The sequence below is a fragment of the Halobacillus halophilus DSM 2266 genome (genome assembly GCF_000284515.1).
GTDB classification, from domain to species: domain Bacteria; phylum Bacillota; class Bacilli; order Bacillales; family Halobacillaceae; genus Halobacillus; species Halobacillus halophilus.
Window position 1 is genome coordinate 1,275,961 of sequence record NC_017668.1, and the last position, 18,056, is coordinate 1,294,016.

General features: G+C 44.2%; 19 protein-coding genes. 9 read left to right on the plus strand and 10 right to left on the minus strand.

Annotated features, from left to right (window positions below):
• Window positions 1-158: 158 nt before the first annotated feature.
• The 6 genes from HBHAL_RS06290 to HBHAL_RS06315 all read right to left on the minus strand — a co-directional run bounded on the left by HBHAL_RS06290 (window position 159) and on the right by HBHAL_RS06315 (window position 2,071).
• Window positions 159-377 (minus strand): spore germination protein, encoded by a 219-nt coding sequence (locus tag HBHAL_RS06290; protein WP_014642510.1) that lies wholly within the window; start codon window positions 375-377, stop codon window positions 159-161.
• Window positions 378-446: 69 nt separating this feature from the next.
• The gene (locus HBHAL_RS06295) at window positions 447-827 is read right to left on the minus strand and encodes a spore germination protein GerPE (protein ID WP_223254263.1); all 381 of its coding nucleotides are present in this window, start codon (window positions 825-827) and stop codon (window positions 447-449) included.
• The gene (locus HBHAL_RS06300; protein ID WP_041601230.1) at window positions 808-1,020 is read right to left on the minus strand and encodes a hypothetical protein; all 213 of its coding nucleotides are present in this window, start codon (window positions 1,018-1,020) and stop codon (window positions 808-810) included. The genes HBHAL_RS06295 and HBHAL_RS06300 overlap by 20 nt, the downstream gene beginning before the upstream one ends.
• Entirely contained in the window at window positions 1,017-1,568 is a 552-nt protein-coding gene (gerPC, locus tag HBHAL_RS06305; RefSeq protein ID WP_014642512.1) for a spore germination protein GerPC, read from the minus strand. The genes HBHAL_RS06300 and gerPC overlap by 4 nt, the downstream gene beginning before the upstream one ends.
• 42 nt (window positions 1,569-1,610) lie before the next feature.
• Window positions 1,611-1,838, minus strand: coding sequence for a spore germination protein GerPB (locus HBHAL_RS06310; protein ID WP_014642513.1), 228 nt, complete (start codon window positions 1,836-1,838; stop codon window positions 1,611-1,613).
• Window positions 1,839-1,849: 11 nt separating this feature from the next.
• On the minus strand, window positions 1,850-2,071 hold the full coding sequence (locus HBHAL_RS06315; RefSeq protein WP_014642514.1) for a spore germination protein: 222 nt from the start codon (window positions 2,069-2,071) through the stop codon (window positions 1,850-1,852).
• Window positions 2,072-2,156: 85 nt separating this feature from the next.
• On the opposite strand from HBHAL_RS06315, the gene HBHAL_RS06320 reads away from it, so the two are divergent.
• The 3 genes from HBHAL_RS06320 to HBHAL_RS06330 are packed head-to-tail and all read left to right on the plus strand — an operon-like array spanning window position 2,157 to window position 5,073.
• The gene (locus HBHAL_RS06320) at window positions 2,157-3,347 is read left to right on the plus strand and encodes a DUF418 domain-containing protein (RefSeq protein WP_014642515.1); all 1,191 of its coding nucleotides are present in this window, start codon (window positions 2,157-2,159) and stop codon (window positions 3,345-3,347) included.
• Window positions 3,348-3,364: 17 nt separating this feature from the next.
• On the plus strand, window positions 3,365-4,564 hold the full coding sequence (locus tag HBHAL_RS06325; RefSeq protein ID WP_014642516.1) for a DUF2157 domain-containing protein: 1,200 nt from the start codon (window positions 3,365-3,367) through the stop codon (window positions 4,562-4,564).
• Complete coding sequence (locus HBHAL_RS06330; RefSeq protein ID WP_014642517.1) at window positions 4,561-5,073, plus strand: GDYXXLXY domain-containing protein; 513 nt, start codon at window positions 4,561-4,563, stop codon at window positions 5,071-5,073. Before HBHAL_RS06325 ends, HBHAL_RS06330 begins: the two co-directional genes overlap by 4 nt.
• A gap of 755 nt (window positions 5,074-5,828) precedes the next feature.
• On the opposite strand, the gene HBHAL_RS06335 is transcribed toward HBHAL_RS06330, so the two are convergent.
• Window positions 5,829-7,025, minus strand: a complete 1,197-nt coding sequence (locus tag HBHAL_RS06335) for an ornithine--oxo-acid transaminase (protein WP_014642518.1) — start codon at window positions 7,023-7,025, stop codon at window positions 5,829-5,831.
• Window positions 7,026-7,170: 145 nt separating this feature from the next.
• Here HBHAL_RS06335 and HBHAL_RS06340 point away from each other — a divergent pair, with 145 nt between their 5' ends.
• From HBHAL_RS06340 to HBHAL_RS06350, 3 genes are all read left to right on the plus strand, one after another.
• Window positions 7,171-7,530, plus strand: coding sequence for a YisL family protein (locus HBHAL_RS06340; protein ID WP_014642519.1), 360 nt, complete (start codon window positions 7,171-7,173; stop codon window positions 7,528-7,530).
• Window positions 7,531-7,769: 239 nt separating this feature from the next.
• On the plus strand, window positions 7,770-9,611 hold the full coding sequence (gene asnB, locus HBHAL_RS06345; protein ID WP_014642521.1) for an asparagine synthase (glutamine-hydrolyzing): 1,842 nt from the start codon (window positions 7,770-7,772) through the stop codon (window positions 9,609-9,611).
• A 740-nt stretch (window positions 9,612-10,351) separates the two neighbouring features.
• Window positions 10,352-11,815 carry an alpha-amylase family glycosyl hydrolase gene (locus tag HBHAL_RS06350; RefSeq protein ID WP_014642522.1) on the plus strand — a complete coding sequence of 488 codons (1,464 nt, stop codon included), beginning with the start codon at window positions 10,352-10,354 and terminating at the stop codon, window positions 11,813-11,815.
• Window positions 11,816-11,863: 48 nt separating this feature from the next.
• Here HBHAL_RS06350 and HBHAL_RS06355 read toward each other — a convergent pair whose 3' ends face one another.
• Together HBHAL_RS06355 and HBHAL_RS06360 are read right to left on the minus strand one after the other, a co-directional pair.
• Window positions 11,864-12,754 (minus strand): DUF4349 domain-containing protein, encoded by an 891-nt coding sequence (locus HBHAL_RS06355; RefSeq protein ID WP_014642523.1) that lies wholly within the window; start codon window positions 12,752-12,754, stop codon window positions 11,864-11,866.
• A gap of 61 nt (window positions 12,755-12,815) precedes the next feature.
• Window positions 12,816-13,676: a DegV family protein gene (locus HBHAL_RS06360; protein ID WP_014642524.1), complete on the minus strand. Its 861-nt coding sequence runs from the start codon at window positions 13,674-13,676 to the stop codon at window positions 12,816-12,818.
• Between the two features lie 194 nt (window positions 13,677-13,870).
• Between HBHAL_RS06360 and HBHAL_RS06365 the strand changes: the two genes are divergently transcribed.
• The gene (locus tag HBHAL_RS06365; RefSeq protein WP_014642525.1) at window positions 13,871-14,722 is read left to right on the plus strand and encodes a YitT family protein; all 852 of its coding nucleotides are present in this window, start codon (window positions 13,871-13,873) and stop codon (window positions 14,720-14,722) included.
• A 60-nt stretch (window positions 14,723-14,782) separates the two neighbouring features.
• The gene (locus HBHAL_RS20345; RefSeq protein ID WP_014642526.1) at window positions 14,783-16,108 is read left to right on the plus strand and encodes a BsuPI-related putative proteinase inhibitor; all 1,326 of its coding nucleotides are present in this window, start codon (window positions 14,783-14,785) and stop codon (window positions 16,106-16,108) included.
• Between the two features lie 720 nt (window positions 16,109-16,828).
• Here HBHAL_RS20345 and HBHAL_RS06375 read toward each other — a convergent pair.
• Complete coding sequence (locus tag HBHAL_RS06375) at window positions 16,829-17,092, minus strand: NifU N-terminal domain-containing protein (RefSeq protein WP_014642527.1); 264 nt, start codon at window positions 17,090-17,092, stop codon at window positions 16,829-16,831.
• Window positions 17,093-17,221: 129 nt separating this feature from the next.
• On the opposite strand from HBHAL_RS06375, the gene HBHAL_RS06380 reads away from it, so the two are divergent.
• Window positions 17,222-18,049, plus strand: coding sequence for a DUF2785 domain-containing protein (locus HBHAL_RS06380; RefSeq protein ID WP_014642528.1), 828 nt, complete (start codon window positions 17,222-17,224; stop codon window positions 18,047-18,049).
• Window positions 18,050-18,056: the final 7 nt, after the last annotated feature.

The following is an 18,056-nucleotide window of genomic DNA, read 5'->3' on the forward strand; positions in this document are numbered from 1 at the left end:
ATCTTGCGCTTTCATGGTTAATTCCCCGGGTCATCCTTCCTAAAACCTTCAAAAATAAGGAAATGGACTCATTCTATGTAAGAAGCTCAAAGTTATAAAATACTTTGAGCTTCTTCTATCCGTTTATACACTATTAGTTTAACTCAAAATAAAGCAGCTTAAGCATTAGCGGTAACATTCTGGTCGTTAACATCAGGATCAAAAGGATTCGTAGAACTGATACCGTTGTTGCAGACAATCCAGTTTCCTGTGTTGAGGGCACCTGAACCCGCGTTTGTCTTTGAAGTACTCTTAGGTGAAAGATAGAAGGAATCCCCGAAGTTTACGACCCCGCCGCCGACACTATTTATACTGATGGGACCGACTATGGCCGGCATTTATGATCGCCTCCTTCTTATAATTAGTTCGATTCGACGATATAGTTACAACCTATGCGAAACAGTGACCTATTGTTCGTCTCTCAAGACTCGGAAATGCTTTGTTCTAGAAAGGGAATCAATGTGTTCAATGCCTCCTACCTGCACGATTCCAGCAGTGGAAACCCCGGTAACATGGATATCATTTACATAGATTGCCTGGTTTTGGTAATGGAAGGAAGGAACGGTAATAGGAGGTAAAGGTCTGGTGGGATGTAGAGAGAAAATTGGAAAATCTTCAAAGTTGAGCGAATTTGAAATAAATTCTGCTCCTTCTTTTTGGACAGCCAGCACTTTGGACCAGGGAGACGCCCGGTGCACATCTCCGATCGAAATATGAGAGGCGATCAATGCAGAGGTAATGTCAATTCCATCAACGTACACCATGCGGTTATACATTTTCACCATCATCCATGACCGCGGCTTCTCCTTCCGTTTCCATTGGCACATATGGACCAATGATCAAGGATTCCGGAGGTGTATCGAAATAGGATTGTAAGCGAATGGTTTTATTGTCGCCGATCAGAAAGACAGAGGAGGAAGAGACCGCTGTAACGCGGATCCGTCCAACATGGAGACCATAGTTGTGAACGATGTGATTCATGAGGTACCATCTCCTTGGAAAGAATCAAAGTATTGAGCTATGGAATGTCTGATTTCATTTTGAACCTGATTAACAAGACCAGCTTCATCCAAGTCTGGATTTTGGTTCTTATAGTGTTCTACCCTTTGAGGAAGTTGTTTCCTTACATCGGCAATAATCTGCTCCTTATGGTGATCCGTGACAGGAATATCGTGATCGCGGGTATATTGATTCATCCACTGGGGAATGTCTGTGTTCATGTATTTTTGCAATTGGTGAAGGACGGGATCCTGCTGAGAAGTCATTTGACCCTGGTTTGCATAAAAGTCACCGATATCTGCCGCATCGCTTCCATTCGGAGTTAGTCCAATTTGCAAAGTTCCTTCCAACGTATCGATCTTCAACTGGTCAAAATGATACTCTATTTTTTCAATGACGGTCTTAGGGCTCTCATTCATTTGAAGCTGTTCGATTTTCTGCGTCAATTGATTGATCAGCTGCTGCTGGTTTTCCATGTGCTTCATAACCTGCTGAACCCAAGACTGCCATGATTGGTAATTGTTGTTCAAATGAGATCACCCCCTGTTTAACTTTATGCACAATATACAAGACTATGATATGGAAAGTGGAACGAGAGAAGGACCTTCGGCTTCCGGAATGTCTACGGTGCCTTCTGCCGGCGTGGCAGCCGGCGCAGCGGATTGAAAAGCTCCTGTATTATATAGGTCAGCTTTGGCTTGAATAACTCCTGAGCTGCCAATTTGAACAATGGAAGAATTAGCCACGGTGCCGATACGCAGTACATGAATGCAGATGGACTGGTGGACGGTAATGTTCATGAAGCATCCTCCTAGGAATCGTTAATTAAGGATTGGTCAATCATCTCCTGGTCATTGACATAGGTGTTGGAGTTGTTAATATCAATATTTATTCCACTCCCTGTGTTGAATGACCCGCCGCCAGCAAATGTTTTTACCCAGGCTTGTGGTGCCATATTATACACGTCGCCAATGTTGAATATACTGGAACTGGATAAGGACGTCACATTTACGGCTCCTACTTTTGCCGGCATTTAAAAACTCCTTTCTTTATTTTATGAAACGCAATTGTCTAAATAACAGAATAAAAGTAAAATAAAGCTAACAGGGGGAATAAACATGAATTCGAAGGCATCGCCATTAGGTGAATCAGAACGATTAAACTGGATTGATGCTGCACGCGGGCTTGCCATTTTAGGAATCTTTATGGTGAATGTGCCAGCCTTTAATGCTCCCTATTTCTTATACGGGGGAGCAGCTCAAGCCTGGGATTCATCATTGAGTCATACTGTGCAGGCGATCATTGATATCTTTTTTCAAGCAAGTTTTTATACATTATTTTCTTTTATGTTTGGATTTGGCATGCAGATGATGAAAGACAGGCTGGATGAGAAGAATCTCGATTATCGCCCGATCATATTTAAAAGATTGGTGGTATTGATCGGCTTTGGGTTAGTCCACTCCTTTCTGATCTGGCATGGGGATATTCTGCTTTCTTATGGAATACTCGGACTTACTTTATTCGCGTTTTTCCATCTATCGACAACTGGGCTTTTGGTCGTGGCTTATAGTATGCTTGCGTTTCTTGTCCTGCCAATGACTCTTGCCCTCTACTCGATTCGCGGACGGCTGCAGGGGATTGTTGAACAGGAATCGATTAATGAAGCTATAGCTAACTACGGCACAGGGAGTCTAACCGAAATATGGCAGCAGAATGCCTCTGACTGGCTGTATGCCAACCATGTTGCTAATCTGCCATTTTTGGCACTCAGCCTGCTTCCCATGTTTTTATTTGGTTTATATGTGTGCCGTAAGCGCTGGCTCCACGAACCTGCTGCTCATTTGGGGAGTATTAAAAAAGTGTGGGCCATGACAGGCGTCCTGTTTCTCATTTTTAAGGCAGGTCCTCATCTCTATGGTAATCCTGAGTGGGTCGGAATTATGCAGGACAGCGTCGGGGGAACCGCCTCAGCCATATTTTATGTGCTGTCGGTTACGTTATTGTTCCGGACAAAGTCAGGAGCAAGGTTTTTGCATCCATTGACGTGGATTGGAAGAATGTCGTTATCCAATTATATTCTTCAGTCGCTTGTATGTTTTGTCCTTTTTTATTCGGTGGGCTTCGGTCTCTACGGACAGGTACCACCTATTATGAGCGTAATGATTGTGGTGGTGGTTTACACGTTGCAGATCTTCGCAAGCAGAGCATGGCTCAAAAGATACCGTTATGGTCCTCTTGAGTGGTTGTGGAGGACGTTAACTTATGGGAAGAGACAACCGCTGAAACGTAAACAGACAGCTGCTTCTTAAAAAGAGGGGGACACATCATGAAACGTGAAGAGCTCATCAAAGAAAGCAAGGAATGGGTGGAAGAACGAATAATATCGGAAGAGCAGAGGGAGCAGCTGCTGGAGCGCTACCCGGCCCGTCAGCACAAACCTCTGCTGCTGACCTTTGCTGCCATCTTCATAGGCCTTGGATTTCTGACGTTTATAGCTTCCAATTGGTCCGCGATCTCGGATATCTTTCGAATGGCCATTATTATCGGAAGTTTACTAGCCTTCTATATTTCAGGTGAGCAAATTTACAGGAAGCACTCCAATCGCTTAGGAGAAAGTCTAATGCTCATTGCTCTTATGATATTTGGAGCAGGGATCTTTTTGACGGGGCAAATGTATCATTTTACTTCATTCAGTGCCCTGCCATTCTTTATTTGGTCCATTGCCGCATTCAGCTTGTATCTCTTATGTAAAGAAACGCCTTTCTTTATAGCTGCAGTTATTCTAACTACGGTGGGTCAGGTGTACAGTGGGGTCACTTTTGGTGAATTTCACATCTGGACTGGGTTGCTTTTCATCCTTGGTCTAGGGTGGTTTACGGCGCAGGGGCAGCGGACGGATTATTCGGTCTGGTTCGGAGCGGGTTACTTGATTCAAAGTCTCGTCTTCGTTGTCAGCAGCGGTTTTCCTTATTACTGGCTCGTTAATCTGATTCTCTTTCTTTATTTATTCGATGATGCAGCGGCTGGAAAAGGGCAGCTGCGTGTGCTCAAAACGTTCAGTGTTATTTCAGTCTTTTTGATTTTAGTATTTCAAGTCTTCTTTCTTGGAGAAGGTTTTATAGAAGTCCAGACGGAATCCTCTTTCTATTTCTTTATTGTATGGGCCGTCTTTTTCGTAGGAGCTGTGGTCCGGTCCGCGATGAGTTCAACGAATTACTATTGGATTGATCTGTTATTGTTTTTGCCGGTCTTCCGATTCGATTTCGCTGACGGGCTGTCGCTCGGTATTTTGTTTGTCTATTCTTTGCTGTGGCTAACTTCCGGCTATCAGCAGAGTGTGGCACGGTGGGTAAACAAAGGGACCGCTGCACTTCTGGCTACGACCTTTATAGCTTATTTCCAGCTAGCCTGGGACTTCATGAGCCGCTCTCTTTTCTTTTTTATTGGAGGAATTCTACTGTTTGCCTTGAGCTTCTTCCTTGAAAGGAAACGAAGACAAGTGAGCAAAGGGGAGGTAACGCCATGAAGCGCATTTGGTTTTACGTCATTGTCTGCCTCCAGGCTCTGTTTCTCATTCTGATGTCCATGTCTTACTATACAATGGATGAATGGGGCGAATCCATACGTTTAAAAACGGCTCCTGTAGATCCACGAGACCCTTTTTATGGTGATTATGTGACATTATCATACGAGGTGGAACTGGTTCCTACAGATAAATGGAATATTTCCTCTGATATAGCCTCTGGAGAAAAAGTTTATTTGCTGCTCGAACCTGGTGAAAATGATCTTTATACACTTGTTCAGGCTACCGTTGAGAAACCTGATGTGAGCGGGGCGGAGGTAGTCCTTCCTGCCCGTCTTGACTGGCATGATCCTCAAAGGGGAGTGTATATGGTGGATATCGGTATGGAGCGTTATTTTATTGAGGAAGGCACAGGTCGGCAATATGAACAAAACAGGGAGGATCTGATTGTGGAAGTCATCGTGGCTCCCTGGGGACAGAAAAAGATTGATTCTGTAACGACGGCAGAGTAAATAATGAGCGCTTTTCCTAAAGGGAAGAGCGCTCTTTTTGGTCAGTTGGCTGGATAAAATCTGAAGCGAGCAAAGTGGATTACCCGCCCACTAAATCCCAAAGATTTCACCGAGTCTCTATTAAGTAAGAGACTTATTCAACAATAGGGCCGGATTGTTGAAGACTCAGTTTCGAGATAAATTGGGCCCGTTACGCTGTGAGGAGGGGGCTGGTGGGGAAATAACTCGCTTTCCTATGGGGGAACGGTGAGCTTCCTCGCTCGTTTCACTCCCTGCGGGATCTCACCTAGTTCCTTCTCCCATGGGAGTCTCGCCATTTCCCCACCAACCCAGCTGAGTGAGAATAACGGACCCTTCCATAAAAGTGAATGCTCTCCTTCTAAATAGGCCTTGATTGCTTCTATGACAAGCTTTTTTACATCGTTCTAGCATGAAAATACACTCCTTATCCCATGCTTATTCTCACCAAGCAGACAGGGGATTTAGTGGTTTCGAGTTTCTGATTCGGCCAGGTCCGGAGGGGGACGATGTAGACTCCTGTGGGATGAACATGATCGGTAAGATCCCGCAGGGCTGTGAAGCCCGAGGAAGCTTACCACATGCCCACGGAAAGCGAAATCGTCCCCCTCCGGACCTAATTCTCTCAAAAGTCTCGAAACTGAGTCTTCAAGTAATGGGAGCTTTACTGTAAGATTTCATCGGGCGAAGTAAGAAAAAAGCCTGGAGAGAAAGTTTTCTCTCCAGGCTTTTGGGTTTTATTGACTAAGAACTTCTTTAATTTGAGTAATCGCCCATTCAAGATCCTCTTTTTCAATGATAAGAGGAGGACCGAAACGAATGACGTTTTCGTGTGTTTCCTTACAAAGCAGTCCTTTAGCTTTCAACTCTTCACAGTAGCCGCGCGCAGGTTCTGTCATTTCAACGCCAATGAACAGACCTTTACCACGTACTTCCTTGATCTTCGGATTATCGATTGACTGCAGTTCTTTCTTCATGTATTCCCCGAGTTCAAGAGAACGTTCGGCCAGATTTTCTTCTTCAAGTACATCGAGAGAAGCAACAGATACAGCGCAGGCTAATGGATTTCCGCCGAATGTAGATCCGTGAGAACCTGGGTTAAAGACGCCCAGTACTTCTTTGTTGGCTACTACGCAGGAAATAGGGAAGACCCCGCCGCCAAGAGCTTTACCGAGAATTAACATGTCAGGACTTACATCTTCCCAGTCGCAGGCAAACATTTTACCGCTTCGGCCAAGACCTGCCTGGATTTCATCAGCTATGAAAAGCACGTTGTTTTCCTGACAAACCTCATAAGCTTCTTTCAGAAATCCTTCTGGAGGGATAACAATACCCGCTTCACCCTGGATCGGTTCAAACAAGAAGCCGGCTGTGTTTTCAGTGATGGCTTCTTTAAGAGCTTCTACATCACCGTAAGGAATCAATTTAATTCCTGGAAGCGTTGGACCGAATCCGCGCTTGTATTCTTCTTCTGAAGAGAGAGATACGGCTGTCATTGTTCTTCCGTGGAAGTTACCGGTACAGGCGATGATTTCGGCTTGATTGTCTTCTACTTTCTTCACATCATAAGCCCACCGTCTAGCTGCTTTAACAGCTGTTTCAACGGCCTCTGCTCCTGTATTCATTGGAAGAGCCATTTCCTTATTGGTAATTTTACAAATCTTCTCATACCAGGGTCCAAGCTGGTCGTTATGGAAAGCTCGGGAAGTTAAGGTGACCCGGTCTGCCTGGTCTTTTAATGCTTGAATAATTCTTGGATGACGGTGCCCCTGATTCACTGCAGAGTAAGCGCTTAACATATCCATGTAGCGGTTACCTTCTGGATCCTCTACCCATACGCCTTCCGCTTTCGATACAACGATCGGAAGTGGATGATAGTTTTTGGCACCATATTCTTGTGTTTGATCAATGATTTCTTGACTGTTTACTGACATGATATCCCTCCAATTACATTTCAATCTTTTATTATTATAACAGGTTTGTTTTATTATTCTCACCCTTCCAAGGTACTTATTGGTAGGAAATTTTGACGGACTCGTGCTATTATATCCGTAGATTCATGTAAAAGGAGGAAGAACATTGGCACATCTACATATTACCTCATGGGTAATCGCATTTGTTTTAGTGGGACTTGTTACAACATTTGCCCGGAGCGGTAATGATAAAGGGGCAAAAATATCCCATATGATTCTGCGGGCGGACTACTTATTGATTCTTTATTCAGGAGGATCGCTCTTTGCAAGTTACGCGAACTACGGCGGACTGATTATTTTCAAGGTTTTAGTCGGCTTGTGGACGATCGTGGCTATGGAAATGGCATGCGTGAAGTATAAGAAAAAGAAACCAGCTGCCATTTGGTGGGCGCAGCTGTTAATAGCAGGAGCCATCGCAATTATTTTAGGCTTTGGATTCCTTGGAGCAGGCATACTTCCTGCTTAATAAAAAAAGCGGCAAGCCTTGTACAGGCTTTGCCGCTTTTTTTGGGGGATTTTCTACTGTCCTAGAATGAGCTCCGCTACTTGGGGGGTAACGGGTGATATCCTTTATCATTTATAATGATAATCATTCTCACTTATGTTGTCAAGCAGAACTTTTTAATAAGCGGCGAGTCACTGTCATATAGTAAGCTATGATGTGTTTTTTCTGATTCAGCTTACTTTAAAGGATGGTGAAGCTTAATGTGCGGTATTGTGGGTTGGATTGATTACAAAAATAAAGTGCAGAATAAAACCCCTCTTTTAGAAAGGATGGCCGATACCATCCGGCACCGTGGTCCAGACGATTATCAAACGTGGCTGGATGGGCCGGCAGCTTTCGGACACCAGCGTCTAATTGTTGTAGACCCGAACGGCGGGAAACAGCCGATGGTACGGGAGGCACATGACGAACAGTATGTGCTTTGCTATAACGGTGAGTTATATAATACGGATGAAGTACGAGATACATTAAAAGCGAAAGGCTGGACGTTCCGCTCTCATTCGGATACGGAGGTTGTCCTTGTCAGTTTTATGGAGTGGGGCAGAGAATGCGTGGAGCGATTAAACGGTATTTTCGCCTTCAGTATTTGGGAGAAAAAGAGAAAGCGTCTGTTTTTAGCTAGAGACCGGCTCGGGGTTAAGCCATTGTTTGTTCGTCATCAGCCGGATGGTCTGATGTTTGCTTCTGAGATGAAAGCCATCCTTGCCCATCCGGACGTAGAAGCAAGGGTTGGAGCGGAAGGAATTCAGGAAATTCTTACGCTTGGACCTTCGAGAACACCGGGGCACGGCATTTTTGAAACGTTGCAGGAACTTCGTCCAGGTCACCGGGCGTTTTGGGAAAAAGGAAAGCTTTCGATCGAGCGTTACTGGAATGTGAAGAGCGCCGAGCACACCGACACATGGGATGAGACCGTAGCACGTGTGAGGGAGTTATTTATTGATGCTTCCGAACGGCAGCTCGTTTCGGATGTAACACTAGGTACTTTTTTATCGGGCGGGGTGGACTCAAGTGCCATTACGGCTGTAGCCGCTGAAAAATACAAAAATGAACAAAAGGGCGCGCTGCAGACCTTTTCGATTGATTATAAAGATCAGGATAAATTCTTTAAGAAGAGCGCTTTTCAGCCGGACCGTGATGAAGCTTATATTAAGAAAGTCTCAAGCCAGCATCAGACCCGTCATTACGTGATGGAAGCGACGCCTGAAGACCTAATATCAAGGCTGAAGCAGGCCGTAACACTACGGGATTTGCCAGGGATGGCAGATGTTGATTCCTCATTGCTGTGGTTTTGTGAACAAATTAAAAAACATGTAACGGTTGCGTTGTCAGGGGAATGCGCTGATGAAATATTTGGAGGCTATCCGTGGTTTTATAGAAAAGAAGATCAGGAGCGAAAAGGATTTCCTTGGATCCGGTCCTTAGATGAACGAATGAATTTAGTAAAAACGGATGTTAGTCAGAGTGTGAATATGGAAGCGTACATGTTGAAACGTTATCAGGAGACGATCGATGAAACGCCGGTTCTTGCAGGAGAAGACGAAAAAGCGGTGAAACACCGACAGATGTCTTACCTCAATATGAACTGGTTTATGCAGACGCTCCTTGAGCGTAAGGACCGGATGAGTATGGGGGCAAGCCTTGAGGTTCGTGTACCTTTCAGCGATCATCGTCTGGTGGAATATGCGTGGAATATTCCGTGGAGCATGAAATTTCACGGGGATCAGGAAAAAGGTTTGCTTCGTGAAGCGTTGCGCGGCGTACTTCCTGATGAAGTGCTGTTCCGAAAGAAAAATCCATATCCAAAAACGTTTCACCCCGCTTATACAAAAGCCGTCTGTACATGGATGAATGAAATAGTAGCCGATGCGAATGCTCCACTGTTCGATCTTTTCGACCGTAAAAAAGTGAGGAAGCTTAATGATTCAGAAGGTCAGGCGATCGGAGCCCCATGGTTTGGTCAGTTAATGACAGGACCACAGCTAATCGCTCACCTCTGTCAAATTAATTATTGGCTCAAAACCTATCACGTACGTTTGTAAAAAGCTACAAAATCTCAGTTGTTCTTACAGTAAAGCTTCCAATACTTGAAGACTCATTTTCGAGATAAATGGGTCCGTTACGTTAGATGGATAAGGGTTGGTGGGGAAATAACTCGCTTTCCTGTGGGGGAACTGGTGAGCCTCCTCAGTCGTTTCACTCCCTGTGGGGTCTCACCTAGATCCTTCTCCCACGGGAGTCTCGCCATTTCCCACCAGCCCAGCCGAGTCAGAATAACGGACGCTATTATAAGAGAGGATGCTCTCCTTCTTAATCGGTCCTAAATGCTTTTGTGACAGTCTATTTCACATCGTTAAAGCATGAAATTAGCCTCTTGATCCCATGCTTTTTTTTCATGAACCCATCGATGTCTTAAATGATTTCGAGTTTCTGATTTTGGCCAGGTCCGAAGGGGGACGATGCAGACTCCTGCAGGATGAACATGATCGGTGAGATCCCGCAGGGCTGTTAAGCCCGAGGAAGCTCAGCACATGCCCGCGGAAAGCGAAATCGTCCCCCGCAGGACCTTTCCTCTCATAAAATATCTCGAAAAGAATTTTATACAGACTCAAATTTTACAACCGCATGGCTTTAGCAGCTGTGCGTTTTTTTATGTGGAGGCGCCTGTAAATGTGACCATTGTATGTATTATTGAGAATTGATGCCGAGTACAATTGACGGGGAAGGCCTGGAAAGGATAATCTAAGAGAGTTACCTTTATTAGAAAGAAAGGAGAGCGGCCATGAGAAAAGTAATAGCTGGGATTCTGTTTATTCCGTTATTTCTCTTTTTCGCTTCTCAAGCTGGAGCAGCAGAAACAGAAGAACGTCAATGGCAGGATGAAAGCGTATACTATATATCGATTGATCGATTTATGAATGGCGATAATTCTAACGATAGGGAAGAAGATGAAGCCTATCACGGCGGTGATTTAGAAGGAATTATCAAACAGCTGGATTATATTAAGGAGAAGGGATTTACAGCCATTGAGATCTCCCCAATGATGGCCAATCAAGATGGAGGGTATCATGGTCAATGGATCGACGATTTTCGATCGGTTGATGAACACTTCGGTACTATGAAGAAAGCCGAGCAGCTGGTCGAAGCAGCCCATGAACTGGACCTTAAGGTGATGTTTGATTTTGTGGTGTCCCATACCGGAAGCGATCATCCCTGGAAAGAGGATCCACAAAAAAATGATTGGTATGCGGAAGCTGACACTACCTATCCGGAAGCCTGGGCACAGAATATGTCCGTATTAAATCTGGACAATCCACAGGTACAGAGCTATTTCCTCGACACCGCTGAGTTCTGGATCAAGGAAACAGGAGTAGATGCGTTCCATTTACATAGTGCTGTTCCTTTACCCGATAAGTTTTATACAGATCTGGAGGCACGGGTTCAGTCCGTACAGGAAGGGTTTGGACTATTCACAGAAAATCTAAAAGGTGAAGACGATTCTTCCGTTTCCTTTCAGTCGGTGACGCGTGACACGTTTCAATCATCCGGAAAGAATCTTGATGATCTTTATACTGTTTGGGAGGATAACGTCGAACATAAAGGAAAACCTTACGAGACTCTTCGATATATCGATGACCCTTCAACCGGACGATTTACGCACTTGGCGGTAGAAGAAGGGCAGAATCCGATCACTCGCTGGAAGCTCGCTTTGACGTATCAGTTTACGATTCCAGGCATACCTGTCATGTACTTTGGTACGGAGCTGCCGCTTGATGATGGCGGCGATCCGTCAACCATTAAAATGATGAACTTCAAAGCAGGGGACGAGCAGCTGAAGCAGCGTATCGATAATTTAACTTCTATGAGAACGCAATTTTCTGCGCTCACACGCGGAGATTATGAAGAAATGTACAATGAAGAAGGTCTGGCTATTTTTAAACGGAGCTATGAAGACCAGACGATGATCGTTGCGATTAATAATGCAGAAGAAACGAAAGCCGCTGTACTTTCCGGTTTACCAGAAGGACAGCAGCTTAGAGGCCTTTTACATGATGGAATGGTACGACAGCAGGATAATGGGGACTACCGCCTTGGAATGGAAAGGGAAACCGCAGACGTTTTTGTGGTGGAACCTGACGAGGGCTATAATTGGCTGTTTATCGGTTTTGTCGGTGGTGTTCTTAGTTTATTTGTAATTGCCGTAACCGTGATCAGTCTTAAAAACCGGAAAACAGAACAAGCTTAATCTCAAACGCCCCTCTTTCCCTGCAGATGGAAAAGAGGGGCGTTTGAATTAGGAGGATGACTTTTTCTTTTTTCTTCTGACCAGCCAAAAAAGCAGACCCACTCCGGCAATCAGCGCGAGAAATGGAGAGTAGCCCAGGAAGAATACAATGAGCCAGGAGAAGAATTGACCAACGTAATGCAACGAATTGATAAACGCCAGCTTGGTTTCTTCCCAGATGCTGCCCGGGGAGTTATTCAAATTTGCACCGGCCGCCGTTTCCTGGATGGAGACCGTGATCGTAGAAAAATCGCTCTGATTCTCTAAATACTTTATCTTCCCTTTTAATCCTTCAATTTCAGATTGAACGCGCTCGAGATCTTGAGAGATTTTTATTAAATCTTCGGTCGCTTCGGCTTGTTCCAAAAAGGTAAGCAGTCGCGATTCAATCTTTTCCTTAGCTTGCAGACGAGATTCTAAATCCACGTATTCTTCGGTAACATCGCGTCCGGATATATTTCTGGAGAGAACTTCACTGCTGATCTCTTCGATTTCTGTAAGCAGAGATTCAAAGTTCGGCTGAGGCACCCGGATGCGGATATGACCCTGCCGTCTGCCTTGCTCATTTTTGCTAATAGTGCTTTCGACCATTTGAGCATCCTGCTGATTCATTCTTTCCTGAAGATGCTGGTGAAATTGATCGTAATTATTCGTTTCCACGTCGATATGAGCTTCATACACCATCATGCGTTGTTCGCTACTTTGAGCGATACGGGCCGGGCCGTTTTCCTCACCGTTTTCCGCTTGAGAAGGAGTTTCTGACAATCCATTGGACTCGGCAGAATCGGACGAAGCTTCTTCGGATGTCTCCGCACTGTTGTCTTCATTTTGACTGCAGGCTGCTGAGACAGCAAGAAGCAGCATGATGCTTAAGGCAAGTTTCAGTATCTTCGTCACCATAAAAAATCCCCCTTTTTTAATATAGTCGTTAAAAAGAGGGAAAGGTTACAAAGAACCCATTCTATTGAGGTGTATCATTTAAGAAAAATAAGGCAATGGTTCCGGGACCTGCATGAGCACCGACAGCTGAGCCGACCATTTCAAAACGGATATCTTCGGTCTCAAACTCGGATCGGATCATATCCGCCAGCTGCTCCGCGGTTTCCAAATCATCGCCGTGGCTGATGCCAATACGCTGATGTTTTAAATCTTTGCCGCGTTCCTTCATAATTTCAATCATTCGCTTCCATACTTTTTTCGAACCGCGAATTTTTTCAAGCGGAATAAGCTTACCATTTTCCATATGAAGCAGCGGTTTAATTTTAAGCAGGCTCCCGACAAATGCAGAAGCTTTGCTTACGCGGCCGCCGCGATATAAGTATTCCAGATCCGCGACCGTGAAAATATGCTCCATATGAGCTGCCTGAAACTTTCCAGCTTCTAAAATTTCTTCGAATGAATAGCCATCTTCCGCAAGTTCAGCAGCTCTTATGGCCACCAGCCCGCAACCCAGAGAGGCTGCTTTCGTATCGATAACTTCGAACTGAGCGTGAGGGTACTCTTCTTTAATTTCTTCCTCTACCATTTTTGCGCTTTGATATGTACCGGATAGTTCCGATGAAAAGGCAAAATAAATAAAGGGCTGATCGTTCTTTACAAATTCTGTGAACGTTTCTCGAAAAGCCTGGGAGGAAACCTGAGAAGTTTTAGGGGTTTCTCCGTTTCGCATTTTGTCATAGACGTCACTGGGGGATATGGTTTTCCCGTCTTCATACTCTTCTCCATTAATGGTCACTTTTAAGGGGACCATGGTTAACGAATAGCTTTCGAGAGTTTCAGGGGATAGATCACTGGCTGAATCACATACAATTTGCACATTCATAAGATCACCTGCCATTTATATTCTTTCTTTAAGTTTAGGCATAATAGGAAGGATAGTCAAAGCAATTACAAGAAAACGTACGACAATTAATGGGGCATTTCGACGGAATCTTTCACAGCTTACTCATCTTTAACTTGATTTTGTCTCGTTACGGTGATAAAAAAGATAGTAGACTACTCGTAGGAGGTTGCGGATTGTTCACAGTTGAACTAAGAAGAATTATTATTGTGTTGTTAGGGGCAGTATTTAATGCTATCTCCCTGAACCTGTTTCTCATTGAAGCCAATGTTTACGCGAGCGGGTTCACCGGGGTTGCCCAGCTGCTTACCAGTATATTTAACGATTTTTTAGGTGTGCCAGGAATTAGTACAGGTCTCATCTTATTCATACTTAATATTCCAGTAGTGATTTTAGGCTGGTTTAAAGTAGGGAAGGGGTTTACGGTTTATAGTGTTGTATCAGTCGCCTTCACTACCCTTTTTCTTGAATTAATCCCCGTGCTGCAGCTTTCAGAGGATATTATCCTGAATGCCGTATTTGGCGGTGTACTTGGTGGTATGGGTGTCGGAATTACGCTCAAATGGGGTGCGTCAACAGGTGGTTTGGACATCGTAGCTATGGTGCTTTCTCGTATGAAAGACCGTCCGATCGGTATTTACTTCCTTGTACTGAACAGTGCTATCATCGCGATTGCTGGTTTATTATATGAACCGGAAAACGCGTTGTACACATTATTGACGTTATACGTAACTACGCGTGTGATCGACGCTGTTCATACACGTCACGAAAAACTTACGGCTATGATTATCACGTCCAAAGCAGCCGATTTAGAAAAAGCGATCCATTCTCAAATGGTTCGCGGTATTACAACTTTGCCGGCAAGAGGTGCTTTTACACAGCAGGATAAAAATATGATGATTATGGTTATTACCCGATATGAATTATATGACCTGCAGCATATTATCCAGGATGTCGATCCTTCTGCGTTTACCAATATCGTTCAAACGACAGGTATTTTTGGTTTCTTCCGAAAAGATGACAAATAATTTGTAACATTTCTGTAATATGGTCGTCTAATCATGTAAATAGAAAAAAGGAGTGGCGTTATGAAACATTTGTTAGCCATCTTAATGGGGGTCATGATGATTACCATGGCGGCCTGCGGAAATGAAGCAGATTCTGAGACTAAATCTAAGGAAGTTAAGGCAGAAGAACCACAAGCGGAAGAACAATCAGAGGAGAAAGCTGAAGAAGTGGAAGCATTTATTCAATCTTTGAATATGGAAGCGAACGTGGAAACATCGGAGGAGACAGCCGATTTTCAAATGTCGCTTGAAAACACGTCGGACGAGACTGTAACCTTAGGATTTACTTCCAGCCAGGAATATGAAATTCACGTAACGAATGCTGAAGGGGAAAGTGTTTACACATTTTCAGCTGATAAAATGTTTACCCAGGAAATGATCAACAAAGATTTGGTAGCGGGTGAATCGTTAACGGCTGAAGAAACATGGACAGGCATTGAAGAGCCAGGGGACTACGAAGCCACTATAACGTTCCTGGTAAATTCAATCAATGAACAGCCATTAGAGGCTGAACCTTTCCAATTAACGAAATCATTTAGTGTTGAAGCTGCTGATCAAGAAACGGGGAACAGTCAGGAAGAAAATGAAGTACCATCTGAAGAACCTGAAAAAGAAAACCCGTTAGAATCTGATAAAGATAAAGAAACAAATGAAGAAGTAAAAACAGAAGAGAAGACTGTGAGTGTCGAGGAAGACGGGTTTCGTAATATTGAAGTAAGCGGTAAGGATGGAGCCTATACAGTCACGGGCGAAGCTCACGTATCGCACGGGGAATTTACCTACCTCGTTGAAGATGGTCATCACGTGCTGATTGAACCTGAAACAATGGAAGTAGGAAATAAATCCGAATGGGCTCCTTTTACTCTTGAGCTTTCGATTCCAAATGAGGATTTACCTGATTTCGGTACGGTGACTCTTACGCTTGTAGTGAATTCTGAAGACAGTCAAGACGAAACCATAAAGAATGTTCCCTTAGAGGAAATTGCGCAGAGTGAGCCGGAGAATGATACGGAGTCAACGACGCGAGAGGTTGAAACTGAAGGCGAGGCATTCCGCAACGTAACCGTGTCTGGTGAGAATGGTGCTTATACCATCGAGGGAGAAGCTCGTGTACACGAAGGCAGCTTTATTTATACAGTGGAAGATGGTCATTACGTACTGGTGGAACCAACATCTGTACAAGTAGTCGAGGGTGCCCCTGCGTGGTCTTCATTCGAGATAGAGATTGATATTTCTGAGGAAGACCTGCCGACGTACGGTTCACTGACGTTGACTGTATTTGAAGAAAGTGCTGAAGATGGAAGTCCTGTGCACGTTAACCATTTACTTCTACAGAAATTTAATTAAAAAGAAGCCGTCACAATCCTCGTGACGGCTTCTTTGATTATATTGGGTTATTCTTTTTAACAAGAAGATAATTCAACTAACGCGCCGGATTGTGTAAGACTCGATTTCGAGATATTGGATGGAGAAAGGAGCTCCAGAGAATGGCTCGCTTTCCGCGGGCATGCGCTGAGTCTCCTCAGGCTGGCGCCTTCCGGGGCCTCACCTGTCATGTTCATCCCGCAGGAGTCTACGCCGTTCCCTTCCGCTCCTTTGCGATCATGAAGAGCTCGAAATCCTTTACGTAAATGCCTTCATATGAGGAAGAATAACCTATGTGATAAACGTAGTCTACCCAGGGTACAAACAGCGCTATAGAAGCATTTTAGACGATATAAACTTCCCACATTTTTCTACTGCCAGGGTCCGTTCACATGAAATGGCTGAGGTGACGGAGGAAACGACGAGACTCCCAAGATTAAAAGCGGAAGCACCTTGGTCAGCGTCGTATGGACTGGACGTAGGAAGTTCGACTAAGATCGCCACGTCCTGTGGCAACGTCGAACGACCCTGCGTCGTGTAGGGCCGGAAAGCGAAATCGTCCCCCGCAGGACCTTCCGCTCAACAAATGTCTCGAAATCAAGTCTTCAAGTAATGGGAGCTTATATTTAACATTCAACAATTCTCAAGCTTCTTCAATAAAAAAGGCTGCCACAATACAAGTGGCAGCCTTTTTTTTAGCTATTAATATCCGTATTCAGCTAGCAATCCTTCGACTTTAGGAGTCAATGTTTCCCATTCAGCATTCGGTAATTTATTTACGGTAATAAAGTTTTGGAAGCCGAACACATTATCTACTCCATCAAAGTTCATGAGATCATTTAAAATTTTATGGTCACTTGTCTGTCCAGGCATAACAGATACACTGCCATCCCCTTGGAAAATCATTGAATCCGTCGTAAATTTACGAGCATTCGGATTTGGTGTTTCTTCTACTTTTACTGCCATTTCGCATCCTCCTCTATAACATCTTTACCTATTTTATCAGATATTCTTCCAACTCTAAACTGAAAGCTAATATTCCATTAATTTCATAAAAATTGTGTTACAATGAAAACACTTTTTAGGAGGTGTTTTATGGAAACGCGACTCATTGATGTGTTGCAGCCCATTAAAGATAACGACTACCAACTGCCTGAAAACCAAAGCCTGCAGGAGCTGACAACGATGATGCTCCAGAAGATCGGTTCGGTTCATCCGGTACTTAGGGACGATCTGATCCATACCATTTTTACAACGTTTATTGAACGTGGGCACTACAGTCACGAACAATTAAAAAATATATTACAATCCATTTTGAATAAAAACTATCTCTTTTACCGGATCGGTACGTCTAAAAGAGAGGAAGATGCGGTCTTTAAACGAAGTTTTTCTGTTTTATTAATTCCTCCCATAATGAATAAACATCGGAGGACCCCCTTTTTAAAAGAAGCAGAGGTCCACAGGGTTTGGCATAATCTCAAAAAGTACATGCAGCAGGAATCAGATCACCGCGGGTATGTAAAAGGGAAGGGCTGGGCCCATGCAATGGCTCATGCAGCCGATGCTCTCTATCACGTGGCTTCCTGTGATGAAATTACAGAAGCGGAAATACGAGAAATGCTGCCGATTATTAAAGCTCAGTTTCTCATTGACCACCCCTATTTATTTGATGAAGAAGAACGGATGGTAACTGCGGTTATGATCATGTTTAAGAAAATTAAGCCGCAAGCGCGAATAGAGTGGCTGGAAACTCTGCTCTATGTGCGGGAAAGCTGGCAGGATCCTCGGGAGGATATTATAATAAATAACAGCAAGCACTTCCTGAGAGCCCTTTATTTCCGTATGCTGGAAGGAGATCATAGGGACCTTCGGCAGGTTTTAGAGAACTTGCTCCGTGAACTTAGAAAACAAGAAGCCTATTGATAGATGT

What these genes read in the sequence shown, in the direction of transcription:
- HBHAL_RS06290 (WP_014642510.1), bottom strand. Translation starts at nt 377, where the DNA reads ATGCCGGCCATAGTCGGTCCCATCAGTATAAATAGTGTCGGCGGCGGG.
- HBHAL_RS06295 (WP_223254263.1), bottom strand. Translation starts at nt 827, where the DNA reads ATGATGGTGAAAATGTATAACCGCATGGTGTACGTTGATGGAATTGAC.
- HBHAL_RS06300 (WP_041601230.1), bottom strand. Translation starts at nt 1,020, where the DNA reads ATGAATCACATCGTTCACAACTATGGTCTCCATGTTGGACGGATCCGC.
- HBHAL_RS06310 (WP_014642513.1), bottom strand. Translation starts at nt 1,838, where the DNA reads ATGAACATTACCGTCCACCAGTCCATCTGCATTCATGTACTGCGTATC.
- HBHAL_RS06315 (WP_014642514.1), bottom strand. Translation starts at nt 2,071, where the DNA reads ATGCCGGCAAAAGTAGGAGCCGTAAATGTGACGTCCTTATCCAGTTCC.
- HBHAL_RS06320 (WP_014642515.1), top strand. Translation starts at nt 2,157, where the DNA reads ATGAATTCGAAGGCATCGCCATTAGGTGAATCAGAACGATTAAACTGG.
- HBHAL_RS06325 (WP_014642516.1), top strand. Translation starts at nt 3,365, where the DNA reads ATGAAACGTGAAGAGCTCATCAAAGAAAGCAAGGAATGGGTGGAAGAA.
- HBHAL_RS06330 (WP_014642517.1), top strand. Translation starts at nt 4,561, where the DNA reads ATGAAGCGCATTTGGTTTTACGTCATTGTCTGCCTCCAGGCTCTGTTT.
- HBHAL_RS06335 (WP_014642518.1), bottom strand. Translation starts at nt 7,025, where the DNA reads ATGTCAGTAAACAGTCAAGAAATCATTGATCAAACACAAGAATATGGT.
- asnB (WP_014642521.1), top strand. Translation starts at nt 7,770, where the DNA reads ATGTGCGGTATTGTGGGTTGGATTGATTACAAAAATAAAGTGCAGAAT.
- HBHAL_RS06350 (WP_014642522.1), top strand. Translation starts at nt 10,352, where the DNA reads ATGAGAAAAGTAATAGCTGGGATTCTGTTTATTCCGTTATTTCTCTTT.
- HBHAL_RS06355 (WP_014642523.1), bottom strand. Translation starts at nt 12,754, where the DNA reads ATGGTGACGAAGATACTGAAACTTGCCTTAAGCATCATGCTGCTTCTT.
- HBHAL_RS06360 (WP_014642524.1), bottom strand. Translation starts at nt 13,676, where the DNA reads ATGAATGTGCAAATTGTATGTGATTCAGCCAGTGATCTATCCCCTGAA.
- HBHAL_RS20345 (WP_014642526.1), top strand. Translation starts at nt 14,783, where the DNA reads ATGAAACATTTGTTAGCCATCTTAATGGGGGTCATGATGATTACCATG.
- HBHAL_RS06375 (WP_014642527.1), bottom strand. Translation starts at nt 17,092, where the DNA reads ATGGCAGTAAAAGTAGAAGAAACACCAAATCCGAATGCTCGTAAATTT.
- HBHAL_RS06380 (WP_014642528.1), top strand. Translation starts at nt 17,222, where the DNA reads ATGGAAACGCGACTCATTGATGTGTTGCAGCCCATTAAAGATAACGAC.